Raw genomic sequence first — 10,673 nt, forward strand, 5'->3', positions numbered from 1 at the left:
AAGCAGAGTTTTTGAAATGTAAGGCCTTTGAATAAGACAAAAGGCTGCCTCATCGCTAACTTTGCAACAGTGCCCAGCCCGTGTTAGTGCCATGCGTCAAAGGCCCGGAACTGAAATTCGCCGCGAACACGGCTGGAACTCATTTGATATTGGTCCGCGCTCTCGACGAGGAGACGGGCGTCATTGGAACCGTTGACAACTCACAGCTCATCGGCCTCATAAAAGCTGCGCACGCACAGCGTCTCTTTGATTTGCTAGGCGCGGAGTTCGACTCCGGCAAGAGGACTCTGTACGACGTCCTTGGTGACGTCTATGCCGAGCACTTCGACACCCTCGGGCGCCTATCTCTGTTCCATGAGCAATTGTTTAGCGAAGCGACGCACGGGGCGCCCTATGTTCTCACCGCCAGAGTTCGACGCGACTTCCGAGCCCTGCCATCGGTTGAAACGGTCGTGGCAAACGCCATTGGGCGAATCGAATCGGTTAGTACTGCGGTCGAACGTAAGGCCGTTCTCGTCGGCGAGGCTTTTCGTGCCGCCCAAGGCAACGAAGATCGCCTGACCAAAACGCTGCGCTTCCTCGCCAACCAGCGGAGCTGGGCAAGATGGTTGGGGACCATTCTCATGCGAAGTGGATTTTGCCAGCCCGCCGATGTAAACTCGCTGCATCACCTCGCTGACCAGGCGGCACAAGGTTGGCGTGACTATTTCCTGCGGGCGGCCATCGGTCGCCGAGCCGCGGAGTCGGTAAGGGTCGTGGAAGAAAGCGAACAGAGGCTGATCGAATTCATCCGGGGCCGCTGCGCTCCAATGTTGTCAATAAACAATCCCGATAGCGAGAAATTCGCAGTCTAATTCTAGCGAGGCACAAATGAAGGTTACGTTTTCCGGCCGTCTGACCCAAAACCCGACAGTGATTGAGGTTCCTGGCGACAAGTCCATCTCTCACCGCGCGGTGATGCTCGGCTCTCTGGCTAAAGGGGTTACCACGGTTCGGAAGTGCTTGCTGGCAGCAGACGTGGTCAGCACCATCGGAATGATGCGAGCCATGGGAGTAAGCATTGAGATTGCGAACGGGCAGGTAACCATCACTGGGGCCGGCGAGAGTGGGCTCACGCGGCCAAATGCGGAACTGGACGCGGGCAACGCGGGTACTGCGATGAGGCTTATGGCCGGAATCTTGGCCGGGCAGCCCTTCGAAAGCGTGCTGGTTGGAGACCATTCTTTGTCGAAACGGCCGATGGGGCGTGTGGCGACCCCCCTTGGCCAAATGGGGGCGCAAATTCAGCTGTCAGCTTCCGGGACCGCTCCGATGAGGATCACCGGCACGCCAAAGCTTCGGGGCATCACTTACGATTTGCCCGTGGCCAGCGCCCAGGTGAAGTCGGCGGTACTGTTGGCCGGCCTCTATGCGGATGGAGCCACCACCGTGATAGAAAGGAAACCCACCCGCAACTACACGGAAACCATGGTGGCCGCCTTCGGAGGCAACGTCTCCGTCAACGGGCAAGAAATCCAAGTGGAGCGAAGCAGCCTGAAGGGCCGGGACGTTGTTGTTCCCGGCGACATATCGTCCGCAGCCTTTTTTATGGTGGCGGCTGCTATCAATCCTGGCGCCTCAATTACCATCAGGAACGTGGGAATAAATCCGACACGCACCGGCATTGTGGACGCACTGCGGCTCATGGGCGCGCGGGTAGAGCTTTCGGACCGCCGCAGCTCTGGTGGAGAGGAAGTCGCTGATATAACGGTCACCGGTGCCGAGCTGTCCGGAATCGAGCTCGACGCGGACATCGCGCCCCGGATGATCGACGAGTTCCCCGTGTTCTTTATTGCCGCGGCGTTTGCCAACGGGACCACTGTAGTGCGCGGAGCGGAGGAGCTCAGAGTTAAGGAAAGTGACCGTATTGAGACCATGCTCGTCGGGTTGCGCCAGCTTGGCGTAGTCGTCGAATCCAAGCCCGACGGCGCCGTGATATCGGGCGTGGGCAGTCGAATGCTCAAGGGCGGTGTCTCAATTGAGACGGCGTACGACCACCGAATCGGGATGGCTTTCGCCATCGCCAGCTCCCGCTGCGAAGACGGGATAACAGTCGTGGATGCGGAGGCGATCGGGACGTCGTTTCCGGGCTTTGGAGATCTGTGCGCCGGCTGCGGTCTGGCGAGCTCGCAATAAGCAATCTCATCACGAGGGGCGTTATGCGCACAGTTTGGATCACGGGCCTGAGCGGAGCGGGCAAGACAACGCTGTCGGCAGCTATTGCTCGCCAGCTTCGAGTGCGCGGTTGTCCAGTATGCCTCTTGGACGGTGACGTTGTACGGCAGGGCCTGAGTCGAGACTTGGGCTTTGCGCCTGCTGACCGAACTGAGAATGTGCGCCGGGTCGCGGAGGTTGCAAGGCTGGCCAACAACTGTGACATATTCGCAGCCGTCGCGCTCGTTTCCCCCTTTGAGGAGGACCGTAGAGCCGCACGGGACATCATCGGGCCCGACCGATACGTCGAGGTATTCCTTGATGTCCCCCTGTCAGTTTGTGAGGCTCGGGATGTCAAGGGGCACTACCGAAGAGCACGCGCTGGGACTCTACGCGCCTTTACCGGCGTGTCTCAGATTTACGAGGCCCCGAAAGCCCCGCAGATTTGTATCAGCGACCCCGGGTTCGATATTGAGGCCACAGCAGCCGACATCATACGACGCGTCACGGGCACGTGACGTCGCAGAAGACGACCGCCTGGAGGACTAGGGTCATTGTCTGCCGGCGGCGCGCAGGCACCTCTTTTAGATTCCTATCTCTGAGGGTCCAAAGCGCCCCTCACACTGCTTCCGTGCGGAAAGAGGGCCGCGTCCTGAGAGATCTCCGCACGACCGACACGGTCTCGCAGCACCTCTCGAGCTTGTGCGCGTGATCGGACAAAGAACGAATTGCGGTGCAGTCTGCCTGGATGCGAACGCGCCGATCGGCTCTCCAGATCACACAAACCTCAGGCGGTAACCGCCGACACTTGATTCTATTGTCGATGCGCCGCGCAAGCGGGCGAAGCTACTCGCGTGTGCGCAACCGGACTGCGTGCCACTCTGCACAAAATAACATTCTGGCGCTTCGTGTGTTGAATCACGAGCAAAACTGAGCCAGGCGTCACGTCCAAAACTGAGCCACTAAGTTGACGAAGAAATGGACTGTTCGGATGTGGATAAGTCTACTGCGTGATCTGTCTGGGGTGCTCCTTTGGCCGTTTTGGTTCGTGTGGCTCTGATGATCGAAGACGGTTGTGCAGTCGAGTGCCTGAAGCGCCAGCTCTGGTTGCCGGTTTCGACGATGTGGCAGTGATGGGTGAGTCGGTCGAGTAGCGCGGTGGTCATCTTGGCGTCGCCGAACACGCTGGCCCACTCCGAGAACGACAGGTTGGTGGTGACGACCACGCTGGTGCGCTCGTACAGCTTGGACAGCAGGTGGAACAGCAAGGCCCCACCGGCTTGACTGAAGGGCAAATAGCCCATCTCGTCGAGGATGACGAGATCCACGTACATGAGCCGATGTGCCAGTTGCCCGGCCTTACCTTGAGCTTTCTCGGCCTCCAGCAGATTGACCAGCTCGACGGTCGAGAAGAAGCGCACCCGCTTACCATGTGCACGGATGGCATGAACACCCAGGCTTGTGGCAAGGTGTGTTTTGCCCGTGCCAGGGCCGCCCACGAAGACCACGTTGTGGGCTGAGTCGATGAACTTGAACTCGTGCAGCTGACGCACCAGCGCCTCGTCCACCTGCGCCTGATCAAAGGCAAAGCCAGCCAGGTCGCGGTGGTGCGGGAATCGGGCCGCCCGCATCTGGTAGGCCATGGAGCGCACTTCCCGATGTGCACCCTCGGCCTTGATGAGCTGATGCAGCAGGGCTTCGTGGTCGAGCGATTTGAGCCGGGCGATGCCCAGCAGTTCCGGCCAGGCACTGGCCATGCCGTGCAGGCTCAAGCCCTTGAGGCTTGCTGCGATGTCATTGGACATGGTCATCCTCCTGGGACTGGCGCAGGCTGTCGTAGCGCGACACGTCGGCCTGAGGCGGCTCGTGCAGCGTCAGTGAAGGCAAGGCTGCTTCAGGCAGGCTTTGCACGGCTTGGGGCTCCTTGAGCCTGGCCAGCACGTTGAGCACATGGTCTGCGCTCACGCGGCCCGATTGCAGCGCCAACTCCACGGCCACCAGCACGTCATCGAGCCCGTGCAGGGTGATGGCCATGAGCACCTGGGCCATCACCCGGTCGCCGCCAGGGTGGCGAAGCAGGTGCGCTTGCAGATGCTGCAAGGGCTCGGGCATGGTCTTGAAGGGGGCGCCGTTGCGCAAAGCGCCGGGCTTGCGTTCGAGCAAGCTGACGTAGTGCCGCCAGTCGTACAAGGTCTGGCCACGCTCGAAGCTGCGCGGCAGGCTCACCGGCTGTTCTGGCGATTCCGAGTTGGCACCGACCACCACCAGGCGATCGGGATAAGCCCGCACGCTGACACTGGTGTGGGCCCACTCGCATGGCACGCTGTAGCGATTGCGCTGGTAGTGGATCAGCGAGGTGGCTGTGACCCTGGCCATCTGCTCGACATAGCCATCAAATGGCGCAGGGTTGGGCATCAGGTGCGTCTGCTCTTGCTGCCAGACGTCGGCGATCGTCAGCTCTGGCCACTCGGGGTGAGGCAGCTCATGCCAGGCGTCCAGGCAAGCCTGGTGCAGCCACGCATTGAGGCTCTCCAGGTCGGGCCAGCGGCGTTCCGCTGCCTCCATCCAGATGCCACGACGGCGATCCTGCACGTTCTTCTCGACGATACCCTTCTCCCAGCCAGCGGCGCGGTTGCAGAACTCTGGCTCGAACAGGTAGTGACCCGTCATGGCCTCGAAGCGCGCATTGACGGTGCGGCTCTTGCCCTGACCAACCTTGTCGACGGCGGTCTTCATGTTGTCGTAGATGCCCCGGCGCGGCACGCCACCAAAAGCCGCAAAGGCTCGGGCATGGGCGTCGAACAACATCTCGTGGGCCTGGCTGAAATAGGCGGTGAGCATGAAGGCCCGACTGGCCGCCAGCTTGGTGTGCGAAGCCTCCAGGCGTTTGCGCAGGCCGCCCACGAACAGGTACTCGCAGCTCCAGTCGAACTGGAAGGCCTCGCCCATCTCGAAACTCATGGGTACGAAGGCCATTCGGGTTGGCGCGTCGGACTGTGCCTGCTGCCAGCGCTTGGCGAACTCATAGACCGGGCCTCGGCTGCCAGGGTAGCCCACGGCCTGCAGTGCCCGGAACATGGCCTTGATGCCACGGCGCTCGCGCTTGTTGCGGTGGCTGTCGGCCTTTAGCCAGGTGGCCAGCTGTTCCTTGTAGGGATCGAGAACGCTGGGAAGAGAGGCCCGCTTGGGGTAGCGGGGCTCGACCATCTCGTCGGCCTCGAGCCACTTGGCGGCTGTATTGCGGGAGATGCCCAGCCTTCGGCTGGCTTCGCGCACGCTCAGGTGGTCACGGTGGACCATGCGGCGCAATTTGCTCAATGTGCTCACGTTGATCACTCCTGCACCCCACTGCTGCAAAAAACAGCAGGGTAGGTGGATAACGTGGCTCAAAATTGGGCGTGACGGATGCCCTTTAGTGGCTCAGTTTTGCTCGTGATTCAACAGACTGGGTTTCCATTCAGTCGGAGGGCGCTCCTCGCGTTTGTTGGGGTCGGAACGGCCGTCGTTGTCCCGATCCCATTTCAGTTCGGTGAAGGGCGGCTTCCAGTCGCAGCTCAATAGCCGCGTGACGAAGATCCTTGGGCGCTCTTCACTGCCAAGTGGTATCCCAAGAAACGTGACTTCTTCAGTGCCTTGGAACGGCGGTAGCGCCCTTATGCGTCGCTCATGCGAAGGCTCGTTGGCAGCGGCGGTACTCAGGAATATCGCCTGGGCTTGGCCGAGGGCGTACTCGTCGAAGGCGAACCTCGCCAGGAACCGGGCATCCGCATCCAGCATCCATTTCCGCAGCCACAGGACCGCTTTCCCGTCAGTCCTCGAGATAGCCGTCTTGCTGGGATTCCAAAGGTAGGCGCCGGGATCAAGAAAACGGTCCTTCAAGAAGTACTTTGCCAGTACATCTGACGTGGCGTAGAAAAAGCGGAACACCTCGACGCAGGGGATGACTAGCGCATAGGGGTCTTCGCCAGATCCGAATGCGACAAACAGTCCATGACGATCATGGTCGCTGAGCTGGCTTGCCCACTTGGCGCGAACGGGAACCACATAGTTGCCTTGGTCGTCCTTGTGGTCGCGAGTGATTACTGTGATGTTCGACCTATCGCAGTTGATCTCCCGGCGCATCCAGCGCTCGAATTCGAGCCGGTCCACGAGGTCGTTCGCGAGGCGTCCGTCATGCAGGACAGCGTTGAGATGAAGGCGCGGAAGCTCGCCAACGGGCACGAGCATCCGCCGCTGACGTCCCGTGACCCTGCCCCAATCCACAGGGGAGTCTTCCCAGTTGGCCAATTCCGCCAGGTCCGCACGGATAAGGAGGTCGCCGGCAGCTGCGGCTGGATTTTCGGTCAGTGCGCCGAAGCTGGTTATTCGCCAATAGCCTGGCAGGAGCAGGCTTTCGTGCTGGACCGGTTCTTTAGCCATGGCTCACGCATTCGCAACAAGCGTTGGCTATTTACACGGATCGCGGCACATTCGCAAATAGCGAAGTCTTTCAGACCGGCTTCCCTTGACAGCATCGCCATTTCTGACGATGCTGGCCAAGTCCCGATTTACTCCAGGAAGAAGGCCATGAGATACCCCGGCGGCAAGGGCGGTGCCGGCGTCTACCAGACGATCATCAACAACATCCCGCCTCACGACACGTACATCGAAACGCACCTGGGCGGCGGCAACATCCTGGAGCGCAAGCGGCCCGCTGCCCGCAGCGTCGGCATCGACGTTGATCCCGAGGTGATCGAGGTCTGGCAGCAGCTCGACGTGCCCGGCCTGGAGCTGCACCACGGCGACGCCGTGGCTTGGCTGGAGTCCCACCCGTTCACCGGCTCCGAGTTCGTCTACGTCGATCCGCCCTACGTGATGGACAGCCGGCGCGGCGGCAAGCTCTACCGCCACGAATACGACGACGCCGACCACCTGCGGCTGCTCGACGTGCTGGCCGGCCTGCCGTGCGCGGTGATGGTGTCGGGCTACAGCTCAACGATCTATGACAGCTCTCCCTTGGCGTCATGGAGAACCATCGAGTTCAACGCGATGACGCGCGGCGGCATCGCCATTGAAAGGCTCTGGATGAACTACCCCGAGCCGGCCGAGCTGCACGATCTGCGCTACCTCGGCAGCAACTTCCGCGAGCGCGAGCGCATCAAGCGGAAGAAAGCCCGCTGGCAAGCGAAGCTCGCCAAGCTCGATCCGCTGGAGCGGGCGGCGATCATGGAATGCCTGCGCGAGCTGGAGGCGGCCGAGTAGGTCACGCCTGCGCCTGGTTGTGCAGCGCCCATACGCGCTTGACCTGGCTTTCACTGCACCCGGCCAGCCTGGCCGTCTCTGGAATGCTGTGGCCTGCGGTGCGCAGCGCCACGATGCGTTCATGCACCTTCGTGTTGGCCTTGCGGCCGGTGTAGCGGCCGGCGTCCTTCGCCAGCTCGACGCCCTGCCGCTGCCGCTCGCGGCGATCCTCGTAGTCGTCGCGGGCCATCTGCAACGCCAGCTTCAAAAGCATGTCCTGGATCGACTCCAGCACCACCTTTGCCACGCCCTTCGCCTCGGCGGCCAGGTCGGACAGATCGACCACGCCAGGGACAGCCAGGCGCGCGCCCTGGGCGCGGATCGAGGCCACGAGGCGTTCGGCCTCGGGCAGCGGCAGGCGGCTGATGCGGTCGATCTTCTCCGCAACGACGACTTCACCGGGTTGCAGGTCGCCGATCATGCGCAGCAGCTCGGCGCGATCGGCGCGAGCGCCCGAAGCCTTCTCGCGGTAGATGCCGGCGACGTAGAAGCCGGCGGCCCTGGTGCTCTCAACGATGGCGGCCTGCCTGGTCAAGTCCTGCTCGTCGGTGCTGACGCGCAAGTAGATGCGCGCGACCTTGAAGGCGACGCCGGCGGCCTGGTGCTCGGTCGGTTCAGATCAGCAATGCACCATCACCGTGAAAGCGCCGGCAGCACCGGCGCAGTAGGGTTGTGGGGGGACACCAGTTATTTCGGGAGGTTTTCTTCCGCCTCAACAGGTCCGGCGGCCATCGCGACGAGGCGCGCCGCGATACGCTTGCGCAGTTGCTCGGGGAGCGGGCGCGACGACAGCGCCTCGTGAATCCACAGCCCATCGGCGGCAAGGCGCGAAATGAACCTGTCCAACTCGGCAGCGTCGTTTCCAATCGGCGCAGGAGGTGCCCAGCGGTCGATGACCTGTTGCCACAGATCGCCAAGCTGCCGATTGTCGGAGCTTTCCAGTATGAGCAGCAGTTCGACCCGCCGGGCAGCTCTTGCGCAGGTGTTGATGTAGGCGGCGTGTCGTTCGGCGTCTGTCGCCCTGTCCGAGGTGTTGCCGGCGCTCGCTTCCAGCTCCTGTTCCCATGAGCGAGTCAGATGCTCATGGGTGGCGAGGATCAGGGCTTCGCGCGACGGGAAATGATACAGAAGGCCGGCGCGTGTCATGCCGGTTTCGAGCGCTACGGCGTCGAGGGTGACGGCGGTGAGGCCGTCACGCTCGATGATGCTCACAATGGCTTCAAGCACTTCGAGGCGCTTGCTGGCTCTCGCCATGTCGGCTTCCTTAGTGTTGTGTGGGATAGGCTGACGATTGCGAGCCGGGACCGTAGCGCCGCAACAGGATGCCGGTGATCAGGGCACCCACGGCCAGAACACCCGCCGCCACGTACATGACGACCGTATAGGCGTGGTCGAATGCGATTCCTGCCGCTTGACGCACGACAACACCATCGGCCCCCGCCTCGTTGGCAAAGACCAGCGCCGACGCCATGCTGTCGCGGGCCGCTTCCGAGGTTCCGGCGGGGAACACGACGTTGACCGTATAGAGGTAGGCCAAAAGACTTCCGAGAATTGTGACAGCGAACAGACTGCCAAACTCGTAGGACACTTCCTCGACCGACGACGCCATGCCGGCGCGATGCACAGGCACATTGCCCACAATAGCCGTTGATGCCACCGACATTGTTGCACCTACGCCGGCACCGGTCAGCGCCAGACCGGCGATCAGCCAGCCAAGGCCATGAGTGATGCCCCATGTCGCAAGCAGGACCGCCAGCGATCCCGCCGCAAGCCCGCCAGCTATAAGGATACGTAGGCCAATACGATGCAGGAATGCACCACCGAGCAGCGCAGTCGGCAATGATCCGAGCGCCGCCGCCGAAACCAGCATCCCGGCTTCCAGCGGCGTGAAGCCCGCAACGAGCTGGAAGCGTTGCGTCGTAGCAAGCTCAACACCGCCGATGGCGAACAGGGAGAACGCGGCCGCTAGAACGCCCGATGTGAACGCGGCATTGCGGAAGATCGAGAAGTCGAGCAGCGGGAACGGCAGGCGCAGTTGCCGGCGGACGAACAGCGCTCCGGCGAGGATGGCAACCAGCAGCGAAATAGCGGGGACGGCCCACGACTGCCCGGCATGGGCAGATTCCTTGATCGCGATCACAAAAGCCGACAGCGCCACCAATGCCTGAAACGACGACACCACGTCCCAAGGCTTGGTCGCATCGCCGGCCACCTTCGGCGCAACGATCAGCGCCGAAATGAAGGCAGCGACCACTACCGGCACATTGATGAGGAACACCGACCCCCACCAGAAATGGCCGAGCAGAAAACCGCCGATGATCGGTCCGAGCGCAGCGCCGACGACCGACAACGACCCCCAGATCGCAATGGCGATGTTGCGTTCCCGGTCATCCTCGAAGGTGACGCGGATGAGGGCGAGTGTCGCGGGCATCATCGCCGCCGCGCCGACCGCCAGAAAGGCCCGCGCCCCGATCAGGATTTCCGCTGTAGGCGAATAGGCCGCCACAATCGACGCGACACCGAACAGCACGAGGCCGATGAGGAACATGCGCCGGTGACCGATCCTGTCACCCAGCGTCCCGGTGCCGAGCAGCAGGCCGGCCATGACGAGGGGGTATGCGTTGATGATCCACAACCCTTGCGTTGCCGTCGCGCCAAGCTCGCGCGTCAGGGTAGGCAGGGCCGTGTAGAGGACCGAATTGTCCAGAACGATAAGCAGGAGACCGGCGGCGACGGTCTCCAGAAGAACCCAGCGGTTCGAGTGGGCGGCAGGCATGATAGCACCATTCAGTGAGAGTAGCCAAACTTTACAGACAAGTTAGTAAAGTATCAAGCGCCTGCCCGTGAGGAACTTCAGACAATGGCCGACAGCGGGGCTTCGCATTCCGGGGCGCGATCAATTTGTCGCGAAATTCCTAAGTTTTGCGACAGCCCCACCCCGCTCCGTTTTCCCTGGCGACGAGACGTTGCAAAAGTCAGTCGCAAATGTTCTACAATGTGCGACGATATTTGCAACATGATGGGGACGCCATGAGAGACAAACACGACCCCGGCACGCTCGACCTGGAAAGCGGGCGGCTGCTGATCGGCTACGCCAGGGTATCGACCGATGACCAGGACTTGAGGAGGCACTGTTGCAAATAGTCGGTGGTGATAAACTTATCATCCCCTTTTGCTGATGGAGCTGCACATGAACCCAT

9 protein-coding genes and 1 pseudogene are annotated in these 10,673 nt (G+C 61.8%); 4 read left to right on the forward strand and 6 right to left on the reverse strand.

Features of this window, described 5'->3' with window-relative positions:
• The first annotated feature begins 143 nt into the window (after window positions 1-143).
• Genes ACR6A7_RS20880 through cysC form a run of 3 tightly spaced genes read left to right on the forward strand, consistent with a single transcriptional unit; the run spans window position 144 to window position 2,711 of the window.
• Window positions 144-854, forward strand: coding sequence for a hypothetical protein (locus ACR6A7_RS20880; RefSeq protein WP_238344601.1), 711 nt, complete (start codon window positions 144-146; stop codon window positions 852-854).
• A 16-nt stretch (window positions 855-870) separates the two neighbouring features.
• Window positions 871-2,175, forward strand: coding sequence for a 3-phosphoshikimate 1-carboxyvinyltransferase (gene aroA, locus ACR6A7_RS20885; RefSeq protein WP_016495555.1), 1,305 nt, complete (start codon window positions 871-873; stop codon window positions 2,173-2,175).
• Window positions 2,176-2,198: 23 nt separating this feature from the next.
• Window positions 2,199-2,711: an adenylyl-sulfate kinase gene (cysC, locus tag ACR6A7_RS20890; RefSeq protein ID WP_016495556.1), complete on the forward strand. Its 513-nt coding sequence runs from the start codon at window positions 2,199-2,201 to the stop codon at window positions 2,709-2,711.
• 444 nt (window positions 2,712-3,155) lie between these two features.
• Here the strand turns inward: cysC and istB are convergent, their stop codons facing one another.
• The 3 genes from istB to ACR6A7_RS20905 all read right to left on the reverse strand — a co-directional run bounded on the left by istB (window position 3,156) and on the right by ACR6A7_RS20905 (window position 6,612).
• Window positions 3,156-3,998 (reverse strand): IS21-like element ISAav1 family helper ATPase IstB, encoded by an 843-nt coding sequence (gene istB / locus ACR6A7_RS20895; RefSeq protein WP_016495557.1) that lies wholly within the window; start codon window positions 3,996-3,998, stop codon window positions 3,156-3,158.
• Complete coding sequence (gene istA, locus ACR6A7_RS20900; protein WP_016495558.1) at window positions 3,988-5,520, reverse strand: IS21-like element ISAav1 family transposase; 1,533 nt, start codon at window positions 5,518-5,520, stop codon at window positions 3,988-3,990. Before istA ends, istB begins: the two co-directional genes overlap by 11 nt.
• Window positions 5,521-5,613: 93 nt before the next feature.
• A complete protein-coding gene (locus ACR6A7_RS20905; protein WP_016495559.1) occupies window positions 5,614-6,612 on the reverse strand; it encodes a hypothetical protein in 999 nt (332 codons plus the stop codon).
• Between the two features lie 147 nt (window positions 6,613-6,759).
• Between ACR6A7_RS20905 and ACR6A7_RS20910 the strand changes: the two genes are divergently transcribed.
• A complete protein-coding gene (locus tag ACR6A7_RS20910; RefSeq protein WP_016495560.1) occupies window positions 6,760-7,434 on the forward strand; it encodes a DNA adenine methylase in 675 nt (224 codons plus the stop codon).
• A gap of 1 nt (window position 7,435) precedes the next feature.
• Here ACR6A7_RS20910 and ACR6A7_RS20915 read toward each other — a convergent pair.
• The 3 genes and pseudogenes from ACR6A7_RS20915 to ACR6A7_RS20925 form a co-directional block, all read right to left on the reverse strand.
• Window positions 7,436-8,091, reverse strand: a pseudogene (locus tag ACR6A7_RS20915) (recombinase family protein).
• Between the two features lie 69 nt (window positions 8,092-8,160).
• Window positions 8,161-8,727, reverse strand: a complete 567-nt coding sequence (locus tag ACR6A7_RS20920) for a TetR/AcrR family transcriptional regulator (RefSeq protein WP_003830785.1) — start codon at window positions 8,725-8,727, stop codon at window positions 8,161-8,163.
• A 10-nt stretch (window positions 8,728-8,737) separates the two neighbouring features.
• Window positions 8,738-10,249, reverse strand: a complete 1,512-nt coding sequence (locus ACR6A7_RS20925; protein ID WP_434127127.1) for an MFS transporter — start codon at window positions 10,247-10,249, stop codon at window positions 8,738-8,740.
• Between the last annotated feature and the right edge of the window lie 424 nt (window positions 10,250-10,673).

The sequence above is a fragment of the Pantoea phyllosphaerae genome, from assembly GCF_051025595.1.
In the GTDB taxonomy this organism is placed as follows: Bacteria; Pseudomonadota; Gammaproteobacteria; order Enterobacterales; family Enterobacteriaceae; genus Pantoea.